Annotated in this window: 9 protein-coding genes; 7 read left to right on the forward strand and 2 right to left on the reverse strand. The window is 53.4% G+C overall.

What is annotated here, in order from left to right:
- Positions 1–135 precede the first annotated feature (135 nt).
- From PQG83_RS08915 to lipA, 5 genes are all read left to right on the forward strand, one after another.
- Positions 136–6,510: a DUF4347 domain-containing protein gene (locus PQG83_RS08915; RefSeq protein ID WP_312748628.1), complete on the forward strand. Its 6,375-nt coding sequence runs from the start codon at positions 136–138 to the stop codon at positions 6,508–6,510.
- Positions 6,507–9,047, forward strand: a complete 2,541-nt coding sequence (locus PQG83_RS08920; protein WP_312748629.1) for a hybrid sensor histidine kinase/response regulator — start codon at positions 6,507–6,509, stop codon at positions 9,045–9,047. Before PQG83_RS08915 ends, PQG83_RS08920 begins: the two co-directional genes overlap by 4 nt.
- 229 nt (positions 9,048–9,276) lie before the next feature.
- Positions 9,277–11,109: a putative bifunctional diguanylate cyclase/phosphodiesterase gene (locus PQG83_RS08925; RefSeq protein WP_312748630.1), complete on the forward strand. Its 1,833-nt coding sequence runs from the start codon at positions 9,277–9,279 to the stop codon at positions 11,107–11,109.
- Between the two features lie 510 nt (positions 11,110–11,619).
- Complete coding sequence (locus PQG83_RS08930) at positions 11,620–12,852, forward strand: EAL and HDOD domain-containing protein (RefSeq protein WP_312748632.1); 1,233 nt, start codon at positions 11,620–11,622, stop codon at positions 12,850–12,852.
- A gap of 220 nt (positions 12,853–13,072) precedes the next feature.
- The gene (lipA, locus tag PQG83_RS08935) at positions 13,073–13,987 is read left to right on the forward strand and encodes a lipoyl synthase (RefSeq protein WP_312748634.1); all 915 of its coding nucleotides are present in this window, start codon (positions 13,073–13,075) and stop codon (positions 13,985–13,987) included.
- 462 nt (positions 13,988–14,449) lie between these two features.
- On the opposite strand, the gene PQG83_RS08940 is transcribed toward lipA, so the two are convergent.
- Both PQG83_RS08940 and PQG83_RS08945 read right to left on the reverse strand, forming a co-directional pair.
- Positions 14,450–14,794 (reverse strand): hypothetical protein, encoded by a 345-nt coding sequence (locus PQG83_RS08940; RefSeq protein WP_312748636.1) that lies wholly within the window; start codon positions 14,792–14,794, stop codon positions 14,450–14,452.
- A gap of 387 nt (positions 14,795–15,181) precedes the next feature.
- Positions 15,182–15,781: a Spy/CpxP family protein refolding chaperone gene (locus tag PQG83_RS08945; protein ID WP_312748638.1), complete on the reverse strand. Its 600-nt coding sequence runs from the start codon at positions 15,779–15,781 to the stop codon at positions 15,182–15,184.
- Between the two features lie 211 nt (positions 15,782–15,992).
- Between PQG83_RS08945 and PQG83_RS08950 the strand changes: the two genes are divergently transcribed.
- Positions 15,993–17,132, forward strand: a complete 1,140-nt coding sequence (locus PQG83_RS08950) for a citrate synthase (RefSeq protein WP_312748640.1) — start codon at positions 15,993–15,995, stop codon at positions 17,130–17,132.
- Positions 17,133–17,194: 62 nt separating this feature from the next.
- Positions 17,195–18,910, forward strand: coding sequence for an FAD-binding protein (locus tag PQG83_RS08955; protein WP_312748641.1), 1,716 nt, complete (start codon positions 17,195–17,197; stop codon positions 18,908–18,910).
- The last annotated feature ends 34 nt before the right edge of the window (positions 18,911–18,944 follow it).

An 18,944-nucleotide genomic window follows, 5' to 3' on the forward strand; every position in this document is an offset into this window, starting at 1 on the left:
CGTTCTGCCGGTAAAACATCAATCCCACGGCACAACGACGTTTTACTTTTCAAGTGGACAAGAATCACAGAGACGCATGGATTGGGAACAACACATCTGGGCGACCACGCACACGGGGTGGAGGCGGCCGAGGGCATGAAAACACTATTGGCTCTCGAACCAAGAATTCTCTTTGATGGAGCCGCCCTTTCCACGGGAGCAGAAGTGGCTCAAGATCAGACTGCTCACAATCAAACTATGGCGGGTACCGATGGTCATGCAGATACCGATTCCGATGCCCTCATGGCCACTGACCATGAAGCCGATTGGGCCGAGAGCTTCTCACTTGCCGCCCCCACTCAATCCGGTCGTCGGGAAATTGTCTTCATCGATACGCGGGTTGAGGATTACCAGACCCTCATGAACGGTATCCATCCTGGCGCAGAAGTTGTTCTTCTGGATGCGGGGCGGGACGGACTTGAACAAATTGCCGAGGTGCTCAAGGATCGAAGTGCTGTGGATGCCATTCATCTCATTGGAGAAGGCACCGAAGCGGAACTGCATTTAGGCACGGCCTTTCTCACCAATGATTCGATCAACAATCACTATGCGGCGCTGTTGAGTCAGATCGGGCAGAGTTTGTCTGCCGACGCCGATCTCTTGATCTATGGCTGTACCTTTGGACGCGGTCAGGCCGGCTTCTCTGCGATCCAAACCCTAGCCGAACTGACAGGGGCTGATATTGCCGCCAGCACGGACCGGACCGGGCACGTCAGCGAATATGCCAACTGGGAATTGGAAGTGGCAACGGGTTTCATTGAAACGTCGATCGTCATCGGCGAAGCCACCCAAGAAGCCTGGGAGGGTGTCCTCGCGACCTTTACCGTCACCAATACCAATGACTCTGGAGGGGGTTCACTGCGGCAGGCCATCATCGACGCCAATGCCGCGCCCGGAACCGACACGATTATCATTCCGACAGGAACCTACGTATTGACCTCGGGAAAACTTGTCATTGATGACGATGTAATCATCACCGGAGCCGGCGCCGCAACAACCATCATTGATGGCAACGCAAATGAACGAGTGTTTGAGACCACAGGAAGCACTACGACCACCATGAGCGGGGTCACGATTCAAAACGGCCGGGCGAGCGGGAATGGGGCCGGTGTGTATGTGAATAACTCGAGCATTCTGAATTTGAGCGACGCCAGGTTGACGAACAACGATGGCACGGGTGGCGACGGCGGGGCTTTCCACGTACATGGCACGCTGAACCTTAACCGGGTCCTCATTGACAATAACCAGGCAAATAACGGCGCCGGAATCTACTTTCACGGGGCCGATGGAGGCACCCTGACGAATGTCACGATCAGCGGCAACACCGCAAGCAACGAAGGGGGTGGGATCTGGACGGACATTCCGATCACGATTATGAATTCCACCATCGCGTTCAATACGGCACCTGTTGGGGGTGGCGTGTATGACAAGGATGGCATGGAAATCACGATCACGAATTCCATTCTCCATAATCCAGGATCACCCAACAGCTTTGGCACGTTAATCTCGGGTGGGAACAACATCGATAGCGACGGCACGGCGGTATTAGGAGATCCGTTGGATGGCCAGGACCCTATGCTGGGCGGTTTGGCGGACAACGGGGGGCCGACCTGGACCCATGCGCTCTTGGCGGGCAGCCCTGCCCTCAACGCGGGCACGACATCCGGTGCTCCCGCCGTCGATCAACGGGGATTGACCCGTGATGCCGCACCGGACATCGGCGCGTATGAATTTAAGTCTTCCGCCTTTGTCTCCAAGAATGAATTCATGGTCAACGCTCCTTCCGGAGACAACGAAATGACCAGCGGGCCCCTACGCGGGGCCGAGCGCGCCGTCGATATCGCCTCGAATGGCGACTATGTGGTGGTGTGGACGAACGGCACCTCCAACGACAAAGTATATGCCAAAGTCTTAGACGCCAGCGGCAACCAGAAGGTCGCACAATTTCAAGTCAACATTGGTGGTGGGACCAACAATTGGACAGATGTGGCCGTAGACGATAGCGGGAATTTCGTCGTCATCTGGACTCAAGGGAACGATGTGTTCATGCGTCGCTTCCTGGCCAATGGCACCGCCGTTGACGCCGGAGACGTATTGGTCAACACCGGCACTGCCAACACTCAACAAAACCCGTCCGTGAACATGAACGGCACCGGAGATTTCGTCATCGCCTGGGAAGGTGATGGCGGGGCCAACGAAGGCATCTTCGTGCGACAGGGCAGCTTTGGCGGAGGGTTAGTCGGCAGTGACATCACCGTGAACACTGCGGCTGCGGCCAAGGATCCATCGGTAGGTATTGACGATTCGGGAAACTTCGTCGTCGTCTGGGATAACGGATCGGATGTGTTCTTTCAGCTCTACAACAGCGCGGGTGTTCCACAAAATAGCGGTCAGGTTGACATCGTACTTCATTCAAATGCCGGAGGTGCTGCGGTCGAAATGAGCGGCGATGGCCGGTTCACGGTAGCCTATCGGGCCACGGTCTTGAATGTCGATGTGTATGTCCGGCAGTTCGATGCCGCCGGAAACCCTCTTTTCCTCCCTCAACTCGCCAATACGTCCATCCTTGGCACGCAGACCAGCCCCTCGATCGCCATGGATGATATCGGTGAATTCATCGTCGTGTGGGAAGGAGCCGGCAACCAGCTTGGGCAGAATGACACGGCCGGGGTCTTCGGCCAGAAGTTCAACGCCAGCGGCCAAAAAGTCGGCTTCGAATTTTTGGTCAATCAAACCACCGCCAACACTCAGGACCGTGCCTCGGTGGCCATGCTGGACCGGGATAACTTCGTGGCCGTGTGGACCGGCAGCGACGGCGCACAAACTGATATCTTTGCGCGCCAATACGGGAGTACAGCCGCCCCAACGTTGGACCTTGATGTGAATAACAGCAGTGGAGCTTCGGACAATGATTATGCTTTCACTTTTACCGAAGGTGACGGACCCACCGCAATTGCCGACGCCGATACCGATCTGGCGGATGTGGACAGCACCACGTTTGCGTATGTGACCTTGTCAGTCAGTGGCCTCCTGGATGGCGATGCGGAAGTCCTGATCCTCGACGGGGATACCTTTGCGCTGGCCACCGATGCGCCCGGTCAGGACACCACCGGCGGCAACTACCATGTGCGTGTGTCCACGGCAGCCGGCACGGCCATCATGACGATCGTCAAACAGAGCGGGGCCACCTTTAGTGAAGTCGAAGCGGAAACGCTCATCAAGGCGATTCAATACCAGCATACGGATACGGACGCACCTACTGATGGTGACCGGCTGATCGAGGTAAGGGTGAACGATGGCACCACGGACAGTGCGGCAGCCCGCACGACCATCAACATGAATCCAGTCAATGACCCGCCGGTGCTGGTCACCAACAATCCCCTGAATGTTCCGGAGGAATCCACCCAAACAATTACCAGCGCCTATCTGGCAGCCACGGATGTGGACAACACCCCGAGTCAACTCGTCTATACGCTGACACAATTGCCCGGCGGAACTGGTCAGGTGCGGTTGAGCGGGAGTGGCCTCGGACTGGGAGGGACTTTCACACAGGACGATATCGATAATAATCGCGTCACCTTCAGGTTCACCGATGATGACGAAGCCACTGCGACCACCTTCAACGTGACGCTGAGTGACGGGACATTTACCTCATCAGACATCACGTTTTCGATCAACGGACAACCAGTTAACGACCCACCGGCCTTTAGTGGACTGGACAATACACCCACCTATACCGAAGACGGGGCTGCCGTGGTGCTGGATAACAATGCGACCATTGCCGATCCTGAATTGGATGCGGCCAATAATTATAACGGAGCCACACTCACGTTGGCCCGTAACGGCGGCGCCAATGCCGAGGATGTGTTTGCTAACAGCGGTACTCTCAATACCCTGACGGAAAGCGGCAGTTTGGTGGTGAGCGGCACGACTATCGGCACCGTCACCACTAATAGTGGCGGCACGCTGGTATTAACGTTTAATAATAATGCGACGACAGTCTTGGTCAACAGTGCATTGCAGCAGATCACTTATTCCAACAGCAGCGATACTCCTCCCGCCAATGTCCAGATCGACTTTACGGTCAACGACGCCAATACAGGCGGACAAGGTACCGGCGGTGCCCGGAGCGATACAGGCTCCATTACCGTCATCATTAATCCTACCAATGATCTTCCGTCAATTGACCTGGATGCCAACGACAGTTCCGGCGCCACAATCAACGACTATGCGGTCACCTTTCCTGAAGGCGCCAGCCCGATCGGCATCGCCGACGTCGACACCGATCTGGTGGACCCGGACAGCAGCACCTTCGCATATGTGAAACTGGCCGTCAGCGGCCTGTTGAACGGTAATGCCGAGACTTTCGTCATCGACGGGGATACCTTTACCTTGGCCGCCGCCGTAGCCGGCCAGGATACCTCCGGGGGAAATTACCACGTCATCATGACGACCGGCGCCGGCACGGCCACCATGACCATCACCAAACAGGGTGGGGGCACCTTCACGGAAATCGAGACAGAGACGCTCATCAAATCCATTCAGTATCAGCATACGGATTCAAATTCGCCAACTGATGGCGACCGTCTGATCGATGTGATCGTCAACGATGGGACAGCAGACAGCACTGCCTCCCGTACGACGATCAACGTCAATCCCGTCAACGATCTCCCCGCATTTAGTGGCCTGGACAATACGCCCACCTTTATCGAAGGCGGTGTGGCCGTTGTGCTTGATGGCAACGCTGCGATCGCCGATCCGGAGCTGGATGCGGCCAATAACTACAACGGGGCCACGCTCACTCTGACCCGCAATGGCGGCGCACGCGCCGATGACGTATTCAACGGCAGCGGCACGCTCCTTCCTCTTGTGGAGAGCGGCAACCTGATGGTGGGCGCCACGACAATCGGCACCGTCACCACCAACAGCGGTGGCACACTGGTGCTCACCTTCAACAGCAACGCCACAACCGCCTTGGTCAATAGTGCGTTGCAGCAAATCACCTATGCCAATAACAGCAGTAATCCACCGGCTAACGTACAGATCGATTACACCTTCTCTGATGGTAATACGGGTGCCCAAGGCACCGGTGGCGCGCTCAACGATCTCGGATCCATCACCGTGAACATCACTACCGTTAATAATCCTCCCATCGCCTTGCCTGACAGCTTTCTGGTGAACGAAGGTTCGACTACCACTCTGAACCTCTCCAACAACGATCTGGATATTGATGACGGGCTGGATTTGTCTAGCATTACTATTATCTCAGGTCCCACCAATGGCACCATCACAAGCATTAATCCCGATGGGACGGTAAATTATACCCATAATGGCTCCGAAACCCTCTCTGACAGTTTCACCTATACGATCCGGGATCTCTCCGGTGCCACATCAAATACCATCAGGGTGGACCTGACCGTAACCCCGGTTAACGATGCCCCCGTCATCACCTCAGATGGAGGCAGTGCCACCGCCAATATTTCCGTTACCACCGGCAGCACGGCGGTGACTGATGTCGATGCCACAGATGCAGAGAGCAACCTCCTGACCTACAGCATAATCGGGGGTGCCGATGCGGCGTTATTTACCATCGATCCCGCGACCGGGGTCCTGACATTCATCACCGCTCCGGATTTCCAGGCGCCTGGCGATGTCGGGGCCGATAACATCTATGACGTGATCGTCCAGGCCTCCGATGGCACGTCCGTCGATACACAGGCCATCGCCGTCACGGTTACCGAAGCCAATGTTCCGCCACAAATTTTTGTCCCCCCGCCATCGGACCCTCCGCCTTCATCGGATCCCCCCCCAAGAGATGCCGGCGAAGAGACTTTAGAGGACCAGGCGCCTGGCAACGGGGGCAGTCTTGATTACGGCTCGCCAGGGAATATCCCTGACGGCGACCAGGGCTCCACAATCACTGGCGCCAAAAATTCGGTGTCGGAAAATCCCCTGGGACGACACGAATCGCCCGATAAGCAAGAGGATGGAGAACGCACGGGCCTCGTGGGCATAGTGAGTGACTTGTGGAGTGTGCTCAGGAAGCCCCTTGATATCACAGCCTTCAAGGATGAAATCCGGTCCTTGCTGCACAGATCAGGATTCCTTCAGGACCTGGATCGGGTTCGCGACGATGTTCAGGAGGTTGCCGCCACCGAACAAACCTATTTGGCCTCCAGCATTGCGGTCTCAACCGGGTTGTCCATCGGCTATGTCGTCTGGCTCCTGCGCAGTGGGGTGCTATTAACGGCCCTGCTTTCGTCCGTGCCGGCCTGGCAGTTTGTGAACCCCCTGTTGGTGCTGGATGCGGCGGGGAAGAAGAAACGACAAGAGGGACAGAAGGGCGTGGACGGCGATTCAGTAGAGTCCCTATTTGAGAAACCCACCGTATCTGCCGAGACAGGTAAGGAGAAAACCGTGGCCCCCGCTAAGACCCTTCGAGCCCGGTGGTTCAATTGGAATAAGGGATGAACATTCTTTCGACAAAGTCTCGGCTGGCCTTCGGCCAGGTCAGCCTACTTATCAGTGTGTTGCTGACCGCGAGCTTGTTTGGCTTGATGCCGGACCGAACCGGAGCGGTTCGCCAGGGACGTGCGGCCCTGGCCGAATCCATTGCCGCCAATAGCACGATTCTGATTACCCAGGATGATGTTGATCGCCTGGAGGGGATTTTGCAGTTGGTCGTGGACCGTAACCCGGACCTCTTGTCTGCCGGATTGCGGACTGAATCGGGTGATTGGCTTCTCACGATAGGTGACCATGAGAACCATTGGCGGGACAACCATTCGGACTATTCGTCTAATACCCAAGTGACGGTCGCGATCTGGGAAGGGGAAGACAAATGGGGCCAAGTCGAACTGCGATTTACACCGCTAAGTGAAGAAGGCTGGCTCGGGTACATCACCGGCCCACAGCCACAACTCCTGCTGTTTGTGGGTCTGATGTGTTTCATCGGATTTTATCTGTATTTGGGAAAAATGTTGAAGCAACTCGATCCCTCACAAGCTGTTCCTGAGCGTGTGCGATCCGCTTTGGATACGATGGCAGAAGGGCTTCTGGTGCTCGACAATAAAGGGCAAATCATGCTGGCCAATCGGGCTTTCGCCACGTTGTTAACCAAGACGCCTGAGGCGCTCCTGGGTCAGGCGGTCGGAGCGTTTCCGTGGTCGGACATCGAAGGCCATCCGTTGGCACCGGGGACACACCCCTGGCATATCGCATTGAATTCGGGAGAGGCGCAAAAGAACGAACGCGTCCGATTGACTCTGCCCGACAACACACGGCTGACGTTTATGATTAACTGCTCCCCTATCCTTGGCAGCGGAGCCAAAAATGTCGGGGTCCTGGTCAGCTTTGACGACGTCACGCAATTGGAAGAAGCGGAAATCGAGTTACTGAAGTCCAAAGAAGAGGCCGTTGCGGCCAATCAGGCCAAGAGCGCTTTCCTGGCCAATATGAGTCATGAGATCCGCACACCGATGAATGCCATACTGGGTTTCACAGAACTGATTAAACGTGGGTACGGACGTGACTCGGTTGAAACCCGTAAACACCTCGAGATCATCCATTCCAGTGGGAAACATTTGCTTGACCTCATTAACGATATTCTGGATCTCTCGAAGGTCGAATCGGGGCGTCTGGAGATCGAACGGGTACGATTCAATCCCTACCTCGTGATCATGGATGTCGTCAGAGTCCTGGGTGTGAGGGCACACGAGAAGGGCATCGAACTCGAACTCAAGATACCTGATGACGTCCCGGAGACCATCATCGGCGATCCGGGCCGGATTCGCCAGATAATCACCAACCTTGTGGGGAACGCGGTGAAATTCACTGAGCGCGGCGCGGTCACGGTGACTGCGCACGCCAAGCAGGTCGCCGGAGAGCTGATCCAATTTCATATCGATGTCGCAGATACCGGGATTGGAATGAATGGGGAAGCCACTCAGCGAATTTTTGAAGATTTCGTCCAGGCCGATGCGTCGGTGACCCGAAAGTTTGGAGGAACCGGCCTTGGATTAGCGATCAGCCGCAAATTCGCACGCGCCCTGGGTGGGGATATTACGGTGGACAGTCAGCCGGGAGTCGGCAGTGTATTCAAGATCACACTGGATGCCGGCAGTGCGGTGGAGGTGGCCTGGGTCACACCCGAGCAGGCCTTAACGATCGACGAATCGGGCATGATGCAGGAACACACCAACTGGATCTTTCCATCGGCCAGGATTCTGGTCGTAGACGATGGCCCGGAAAACCGCGAATTCGTGAAGGTGGTCCTGGGGGGTTATGGTCTGAGCATCGACGAAGCGGGGAATGGTCTGATAGGAGTGGAAATGGCTATGGCCAGCGAATATGACATCATTCTCATGGACATGCAGATGCCTGAGATGGACGGACTCACTGCCACTCGCACGTTACGCGACAGAGGCTTGCAGATCCCCATCATTTCGCTCACCGCCAATGCCATGAAAGGCTTCGAGCAGGAGTTATTTGATGCCGGATTTTCCGACTATCTCACCAAACCTATCGACATTGACCGATTCCTCGCTAAATTGGCTCAATTCCTCCATGGGCAACCAGTCCGTGAATCGTCCAGGCAATCCGTCCTCCCGGCATCCTCGCACCGTCACGCCTCAGAGATTGAGGATTCCTCACCCATTCTTTCCAAGTTAGGATCAACCAACCCGAAATTCGCCAACGTGATTACCCGTTTTGTGGGTCGCCTGGGTGAACAACTGCAGGCGATGGATACCGCCTACTCGAACCGCGACATGGAGGCCCTGGCCAAGCTGGCTCATTGGCTGAAGGGTGCGGGTGGCACTGTGGGGTTCGATGTGTTGAACAAGCCGGCTGCTGAACTGGAAGCCGCGGCCAAGGCTGCCGATCTGGCAATTATCGAGCAACACCTTCACAGTATTCACCTTCTGGCGACACGAATAGCTCATGGAGCTCAAGGCACCCCAGAGCCGGTGGCAATGGGAGTGCCCTCTGCATCCACGTCTGTTAAATAAAGCTCCGACAGACCTTTCCAACGTCGGGGGCTGCCCCGGCTGACCTTCCAACTCCATAACTGTCAGGTGGCACCAGGGTGTCCAGAGGTAGTCGCCATCATTTTTCCGATTTTTCGCCTTTAACACTTTATTTTCCATTTCGGAAGACCGAAAAGTCTCCATAGAAAAAGAACACCCTTGTCCTGAAGCCGGAGAGACCGGCCTATTTCAGCATTGAAGTGATCGCGACATGGCAACAGAGCAGACAAATCAGAGAGCATACCAAGCACACAATAACGACGGGCTGCTCTTGGCGAAACCCGTCCTCAATGAATTGGGATGTGATGAAACCTCTCTGACTCAGGCCACGATCATGATGGTCGACGATGAGGAAACGACCATGGAGATCATGCGGGCCTATCTGGAGGATGCCGGTTATCAGAACTTTGTGCTGGTGGAGGATTCGTCTCGGGCCATGCAACAGATTGAAGAATATCGACCGGATATTCTGTTACTTGATCTGATGATGCCGAACGTCCCGGGATTTGAAATCCTGCAGCTGGTACGAGACCATCCCAAACTGAAACATCTTCCTGTCATTATCCTGACCTCTTCCTCCGACGCGGAGACCAAACTCCAGGCTCTTGACCGGGGTGCCACAGATTTTCTCGCCAAGCCGGTCGATCCCAGTGAATTGAAGCTTCGGGTTCGCAACACACTCGCCGCCCGAGCCTATCAGAACCAACTTGCCTACTATGATGCCTTGACGAAATTGCCGAACCGGAGTTTGTTTCTTGACCGCTTGGCTTGGTTTATCCAGCGAGCGGAACGTCATCAAGACAACCTGGTTTTGCTCCATATTTCTCTCAACCAGTTTAAGCGCCTGTCTACGACCTTCGGGCCGGAAATCTCGGATCAGCTCATCTCACAGATCGCGGAGCGGATGAGTTCCTGTATGCGCCGATCTGATGTATTTGGGCGGGGAATACCCGATTCGACTGAGCTGGATAGCCTGTTTCGCGTGGATGGGGATGAATTCTCTTTATTGTGCCCGACCATGGCGCATGCCGAACATGCGACCAAGTTAGCTTCACGTATTCTCAAGGTCATGGAATCTCCATTTAATGCCAATGGGACAGAGGTCTATATTTCCCCAAGTATTGGCATTGCGAGTTTCCCTGCGGATGCCACAGATGTGACCGCCCTCATCCAATGCGCGGTTGGTGCAAGCACCCAGGCCAACTTGCATGGAAAGGGAGGCTTCAATTTTTATTCGAGCGAATTGAATTCTCAAAGCCTGGAGCGCCTGCGAATGGAAGCAGACTTGCGCCATGCTATCGAGGGAGACCAACTGCTATTGCACTATCAGCCGAAGGTTGAGGTTAAGAGTGGTCACATCATCGGGGTCGAAGCGCTGGTTCGATGGCAGAAACCGGACGGCACGCTGATCTTTCCGGATCAATTCATTCCCTTAGCCGAAGAGACCGGCCTGATCATCTCTCTGGGTGAATGGGTGCTCAAAGAAGCGTGTGCGCAATTAGGACGATGGCAGGCTGAGGGGCTACGGCTTCAGATGGCGGTCAATGTGTCGGCCAAACAATTCAATGACGGCTACCTGGTGCAGTTGGTGAGGGAGACCTTACAGAGCACGGGGATCGATGCAAAGTATTTAACACTAGAGCTAACGGAAAGCCTTCTTATGGGAAATGCCGAGCAGGCCGTGGAGACCTTGAACCACCTGATGTCCTTGGGACCAAAGATCTCTATGGATGACTTTGGAACAGGCTACTCCTCTCTCAGCTATTTGAAACGTTTTCCCATTCATGAGTTGAAAATCGACCGCTCCTTTTTGACCGATATTACCCATAACCCTGAAGCCCGGGCCTTGGTCTCTGCCATGATTTATTTGGCGCATGAGTTCTCTCTGACGGTTGTGGCCGAAGGGGTAGAGAATCAGGAGCAACTTGAACTGCTCACCACCTTGAATTGCGACCAATATCAGGGTTATTTCTTCAGCCGACCTATCAGGGTTGAGGCCCTGGCTACCCTGCTCCATCCCAAATGCCTTTCAGGGAAGGCATAAACTCTTTCGCTGAAAATCTCGCATTTTCGCCGGCCATCGACTCCCGTTCGCTCCGATGCCATCTCCTGTCATCCGGTCGGATCGTCTTTTCCATACACCGAAGCCCCACCCATTCCCCACTCTTGGGGTGCCAAGAAAATCCCTGTACAGAGGCAGATTTTTACTCATCTCATGATCTCCCTACCCGACACGCGTTTGTAAATACTTGAAAAAACTTCCTGAAACGTCAGATAGGTTCAACGAGCGACGCAATCGGGAAGCCCCGGGAATCGTGGAGTACGAACATAAAAAAACGGGCATTTCCAGATCCCGGTCAACGATTGGGGGTTCTTTTGCGGACTTCAATGCATTTGTATGATTTCTCAATTCTTTCCTGTGAACGACCGACAATAATGAATGGAAACCTCTAACAGCTTGGAAATCTCAGATGAGAATAATCGGTATCATCACCGGCATAGGCATGTCTCGTCCCTCTAAACCAATCAACACTATGAATCTTCGCCTGTAGTCATGAACACCGGCATTGCCAACTATGGAAATATCTTCGTCGGTCGCCAGCCCATTTTAGGCCCGAATCTGAAGACCATTGGCTATGAGGTGCTGTATCGAGATTGTGAATCCGACTCCGCAAACATCCATGATGAAGCCATGGCTACGGCCCAGGTCCTCTTAAATACCTATCTCGATATTGGTCTGGAACATGTGGTGGGAACCCACCTGGCTTTTTTGAATATTCCCGAACAGTTTTTATTAGACAGACATTGTGAAGCGCTCCCGAAACACCGCGTGGTCTTGGAGATATTGGAGACGGTGGAACCCACCCCAGAAGTCATTGAGGCCATGACCTCCCTCTCTCAGCAGGGCTATACCATTGCCCTGGATGATTTTGTCTTCCATGATCGCTTTCGACCGTTTCTGGAATTGGCCGATATCGTAAAAATCGATGTCTTAGATAAAACCTTCGAACAATTACAACACGAGACCCACCAGCTCCGGAATTATCGTGCGCGTCTCCTCGCCGAAAAAGTGGAAACACGGGAGGCCTTTGAGACCTGCAAACACCTTGGAATGTTCTATTTTCAAGGGTTCTTCTTTTATCGCCCTGATATAATTCGCGGGCACAAAATCCCCGCGAATCGTGTCGCCCTCCTGGAATTATTAGGAAAATTTCAGGATCCGAATATCTCCTTTGAGGGTCTGGTCGAGTGTATCCGAAACGATCTGTCTTTGAGCTACAAGATTCTTCGATATGTGAATTCGGCCTCTGTCGGGCTTCCCAGGCGAGTGGAGTCCATTGAGCAAGCGGCCTGTATGGTAGGCCTCGACCGGATACGCACCTGGGCCTCCCTCATTGTAATGGCCAGTGGAGAGAACCGGCCGATGGAAATGCTGGTGATTGCCTTGGTGCGAGCGAAAATGTGCGAGAGCTTAGGACAGCAGCTTGGCGCCGATTCTCCAGAAAAGTATTTTACCATGGGCCTTCTGTCGGTCTTAGAAGCCTTGTACGGATCTTCTATGGAAAAACTTGTGGGGAACCTTCCGCTCCCTGACGATATTCTTGAAGCCCTAATACTGGAAAAAGGAACAATGGGAGCCGCGTTGAGTAGCGTGAAAGCCTACGAAAAGGGGGAGTGGTTGCAACTCAAAACACTCCAATTCACCCCTGGCACGATTCGGGATTTCTATGTGCAAGCCATTGATTGGGCCAACCACTTTTCTCCGATGATTGATGAAGCCGCATGACATGTTGATAAAACCGCCTAAAGGCTCACCTTCGCCAACAGCAGCCCTCATCGCTTATTAGATTCCCCTGCCTCCTTGAGGCTCTGGCAGATCTTTTCGAGAAAGTAGGCATCCCTATACTCACGTGTTAGAATAGGCCATAGTTAGACTATCGAGTGCTTGGCGCCCTCGATGCCGCCTCAGGACACATTCACAGGTCACTATATACTCGAAGCCATACATGACATTCATTCCTACTTCAGAAATCGCTCCCGTTTCTTCTACGGTGAAGACCTCCCGCAGGAGAAACCTCCCTTCCTGGTTCAAAGTCCGTTTCCGGCCGGGCCCCCATTACCAGGAAATCCGTCAACTGATGGAGACGCACCGCCTGCATACCATTTGTGAAGAGGCACGATGTCCGAATATATGGGAATGTTGGAATAATCGGACGGCCACGTTCCTTATCCTGGGAGATATTTGTACCAGGCGGTGTCATTACTGTTCGGTGACTACCGGACGCCCGTCTGCAGTGGACCGAGAAGAGCCTCAGCGCGTAGCGGATGCCGTCAAGCTCCTTAAATTGCGGCATGCGGTGGTGACATCGGTCAATCGAGACGATCTCCCCGATGGAGGGGCCGCACTATTTGCCGAGACCATTCAACGAATCCGACATGAAAACCCCGCCTGCACCGTTGAAGTATTGATCCCGGACTTTCAGGGGCATCAGACTGATCTGGAAATAGTCATGAAGGCCAAGCCGGATATTTTGAACCATAATATTGAAAGCGTGCCTCGCCTCTTTCCTTCCTTTCGTCCACAGGGAAAATACCAACGCTCGCTTCAGGTTCTTGATTGGGCTAAAACCATGGGAGGGCGAACCAAATCCGGGCTCATGGCAGGATTAGGAGAATCAAACGATGAAATCCGGCAGGTGATGCAGGATCTTCGAAAAGTGGATTGTGACATTCTGACCATCGGCCAATACCTTCAGCCGACTCTTCAGCATGCGCCGGTTTCCCGATACTATAGTCCCGAGGAATTTGAAGAATTTAAACTGGAGGGAACGGCTTTAGGTTTTCAGCACGTAGAGTCCGGGCCCCTCGTCCGGAGTTCCTACCATGCAGAAGAGCAAACACTCAAAAAAGCTGATTCCTGAATCCCCTGTTCACTGAATGTCCCAAGGCATTTAATCTGGGTGGCCGCAAACCCTGGTCAGACCGGTTGGTGAAGATCTAATCGGGAAACAGACTTGTCTGACTTGTAATAAGAGGGATTCTGCTTCTGGGCAAGGGAATCTAAATACACGTGTTCGCAGAGGTTCCGTAGAGTAACAAAATCAAATTGCGTAAACTCTTGACAGCAGGTTTCACATTTCATCATTGGCCTTCTCTCCAATAATTTGCTAACATGCACCGAATAACTTAGAATTAGCGGAAGGACGAACACTTCGAGCTACGCACCGTGTCTCCCCCAAGTGACAAAGCGAATAATTCTGAAATGTTCACCCTTCCCGCATTCATGATATCGTAGTGTATTCTTATATCCTTCCGTGATGGCCTCTTCCCATACAATTCTTTATCACAGTTTTATCTCAGGCAACGCATTACCGCGCTTCCTGTTATCGAATGATCAACGCATGTCCGTCCTGGGCTGAGACCAGGGCATTGACGGGTTGCCCGAGTTGTTTTTGCCCATTGGGAAATGCGGTATCTTTTCCCACCTGGATTTTAATCTGTTTTTCGGCTGACGCCTCTTCAATGATAAACAGGTCTCCCTGGATGGCCTGAAGCGTCCCTTCCACATTGACATACCGTGCCGTCGAAGTCGGCGAATTCGTCTGTAGTTCCTGCCGAACTTGAGGTGCTTGAGACTTCTGTTCTCCCTCCATGGCAAGCCCCGAGAGCACTCCCTGGAAACCACCCATCACCACCATCAAGATGCAAAATTTGGTCAATGGTTTCATTTCAACCTCCTTCCACGACACATAAATGCGACTGAGGACCTTATCGTGTTTCGTTGCTGACACTTAATAGATATTGCAAGGCTCATTCCCTACCATGACATCTATTTTTTCATGAACAACATCAAGTGGTTAGATTTCTCCTGTGGCAAACCGCAACAGGATTCACATGAGGAGGTGCAGGCAATCGCCTACAACTTCCCCAATAACCCTGTAGGGAGATAAATGCAGATAGCCAGATACATGAAACACGACGGGCCCCTCCTCCTGTTGATGAAGAAGGGGCCCGGAAGGATGACTTAATCGAACCCTTGATGCGCCAAACCTGAAAACGTCCTCTCAGGTCCATAAGAAAACGAAAGAAATCTCCTCAAGAGGACATTTTTATCATTAGGGATGGTTTTTCTCTATCCCACCATCATGACCATGGGATTTTTCTGAATACTCTCCATGAGGGTTTTTTCCTTCACGCATTTCCCCTCCATGAAAGGCCATGTCTTCCATATGCTCACGAACCCGGGACCGAAACTGCTCATATTGCACGGGCGACAAGGCCTCTTTGACTTTGAGATAAACCCCGACACGATACATCATCATGTTTTTTTGTAATAGGCTGATTTCATCAACTTTTCGGGTAATGGCAGCCATATCGACTTGTTTGGCATCCATGAGAGTCCCCATATCGACCATGGCCAACCGTAAATCGGCCCCATTTTGAATCATGGTCTTCCGATAGTCCAATTCAAGCGGGCGGAGCTGGGTCACCTGATCCTCAGAAAGACCCAATTCGTCTTTCATGTCTAATGGAGAAAGACCACCATGATGCTCCATTCCTTCATGATCACTTTTGCCATATCCCATTCCCGCATGAGGCTGTTTCCCATGGGGATCGTGAGCACTCCCGGGATCCGCTCCTGCCCAGGATGTTGTTCCCCCTATGACAAGTGTCACCAAACCTACGACCACCAGGAAGTGCTTAAAACCCTGCATACTCAAATCCCCTTTCTTGAAAGTAAAATTACTCACGCTTCCGAAACCAATGATGAATGTCTCCTTCGCAATCAACACCTGACTTCAGACTAATTTCCCACTTAACTATAGCAAATTCATACAGAAAGTTGGGGGGAAGATCATCAGCAAGGTATACTAGAAATATACGTCATTTTTTCGGAGATGCCATCTAAGAGAAAGAGAAGGTGACATGGAAGATTATTTGCCAGGCCTGGCAGGGGTTCCTGCTGCGAAATCAACAATCAGTTATGTCGATGGAATCCAAGGAATTCTAGAATATCGCGGGATCCCGATTGAGGAACTTGCAACCCGAAGCACCTTTACCGAAACGGCGTTTTTATTATTATTCAACCGGCTTCCAACTCAAGCAGAACTCTCCCGGTTTCATGAGGATCTTACGCACCATCGCCGGATCAAATATCGCATCACCGATCTCCTGAAATGCCTCCCGGAGCATGGACATCCGATGGATGCTCTCCAAGCGGCAGTGGCCGCCCTCGGCATGTTTTATCCGGTGCCGGATGTCCGGGATGATGCCACCCGGTATTGGACCGCTGTCCGGCTCATCGCCAAACTCCCCACCATCGTCGCGGCGTTTGCCCGCCTGCGTCATGGTGATGAGCAGATCCAACCACGTGACGACCTTTCCTTCGCCGAAAACTTTTTATACATGCTCACGGAGAAAGTTCCTGCTCCCGACATTGCCAGGATGTTTGATATCTGTCTGATTCTCCATGCCGAACACACCATGAACGCTTCGACATTTAGCGGACTGGTGACGGCCTCCACACTGGCCGATCCGTTTACGGTCATCGCCTCCGCCATTGGCACACTGGAGGGCCCATTACATGGCGGCGCCAATGAGGCGGTCATTCACATGCTGGAGGAAATAGGAACCGTTGAGGCTATTCCTGCATACCTGGACCACAAATTTTCTTTAAAGCAAAAAATTATGGGGTTCGGGCATCGGATTTATAAGGTCAAAGACCCACGCGCCACTGTGTTACAAGAATTCGCCCAAGAATTGGATACCCGACCGGATGGCAATTCTTTATTTACTCTGGCCAGGGCGGTTGAGCAGGAAATGGAAAAACGCGTGGGACCCAAAGGGATACGGCCCAACGTGGATTTTTACTCCGGGATTATTTACCATCGAATGGGCATCGACACTGATTTATTCACGCCGGTCTTTGCGATGGCCAGGGTGGCCGGGTGGTTGGCGCACTGCTTTGAACAATATCAGGATAATCACTTGTTCCGGCCTGACCAGATTTATGAGGGGCCCCGCCATCGGTCTTACCAATCAGTGGAAACGCGTGAAACCCGTTAATCAGGGCACAAACCCCGCCGGTGTCATCGCTGTGAGAACCTTTGTGCTATTGGTTGAGGATAATGAACGCCTCCTATACTTATGATGTGCTCGTCATTGGGGCCGGTCTGGCGGGAATGCGGGCGGCTCTTGCCGCGCATAACCAAGGGGCTTCAGTGGCCATCATGACGAAAGTCCATCCTGTGCGCAGTCATTCCAATGCCGCACAAGGCGGCATTAACGCCGCCCTGACCGACCGGGGAGACCACTGGGAAGACCATGCCTTCGAAACGGTTAAAGGCAGTGATTATCTGAGCGACCAGGATGCCGTTGAGGTCCTCGCTCAAGAAGCCGGCCAGGATATCATCGCCTTGGAGCATATGGGGGTCATCTTTAACCGGAACGAGGAAGGCCACCTCGGGACGCGCCGATTCGGTGGACAAAAACGGGCCCGAACTTTTTTTGTGTCAGACTTTACCGGGCAGGCGCTGCTTCACGTGCTGTATGAACAAACGCTGCAGGCAAACATTCCCGTCTATGAAGAATGGTTTGCGACCTCCCTCGTGAAAGACGACCAGGGACGGTGTGCCGGAGTGGTGGCCTTTGAAATTCGCACAGGAACCTTCGCGCTCTTTCGAGCCAAAGCCGTGATCATGGCCACAGGCGGTTTAGGCCGGGTGTACGAACCCAGCACCAATGCCTTGATTTGTACGGGTGATGGCATGGCCGTGGCCTATCGGGCCGGGGCGCCCTTAATGGATATGGAAATGGTGCAATATCACCCGACGACGCTGAAGGGGAAGGGCCTCCTGATTACGGAAGCCGCCAGAGGAGAAGGGGCCTATCTTCTCAACAGCAAGGGAGAGCGCTTCATGGAACGCTATGCGCCCAATATGCTGGAGCTGGCTTCGCGGGATGTCGTCTCCCGTGCGGAACAAATCGAAATCAATGAAGGGCGTGGCATCAAAGGCTGCGTCCTGCTTGACTGCAGGCATTTGGGACGGGCCTTCCTTCAGGATCGTCTCGGACAAATCTATGCCGAAGCCAAAACGTTTGCCAATATCGATTTAGCCGAAGAGCCGTTACCCATCCGCCCAGGGATGCATTACCAAATGGGGGGCATCAAAACCGATACCGAAGGCCGATGTTGGGATGTCCAGGGCCAATGGGCCGGCGTGCCGGGTCTTTTCGCTGCGGGAGAAACCGCCTGCGTGAGCTTGCATGGCGGCAACAGGCTGGGCGCGAACTCTCTCTTGGACACCGTGGTATTTGGCCGACGGGCTGGAACATGTGCCGCAGAGTATGCCAGCACGATCCCTTCTCCCTCCATTCCAGACAGCGCCATTGACGCAGACAAACACCTGGTGGCCGGCATCGTGTCACGGAAAGGACCGGGAGAACGAGCGGCTGCGATGCGGCTGGAAATGGGCACCACCATGAACCGGCATGTGTCGGTCTTTCGTGAGGAGGAAGGCATGGAGACCGCCCTCCACCAAATCACCCAATTAAAAGCACGTTGGCCCGACCTCACCATCCAGGATAAAGGGCAGGTGTTTAATACCGGATTGATCGCGGCACTGGAATTGGGGTTTATGTTGGACTGTGCGGAAGCCATCATTGTGGGCGCGCTCACCAGACAGGAAAGCCGTGGGGCCCATTTCCGGACGGATTATCTTGATCGGGACGACGAACACTGGCTCAAACATGTGTTGTTGTATCATAGACCCGATGCTCCTCCACACGTCGACTATCTACCGGTGCGAATCACCCAATGGCAACCTCAAATTCGCGTCTATTAATGAAGTCAAAATGCCCATTATGGCCTCTTTGGAA

It is taken from the genome of Candidatus Nitrospira neomarina (assembly GCF_032051675.1).
Taxonomy (GTDB): domain Bacteria; phylum Nitrospirota; class Nitrospiria; order Nitrospirales; family UBA8639; genus Nitrospira_E; species Nitrospira_E neomarina.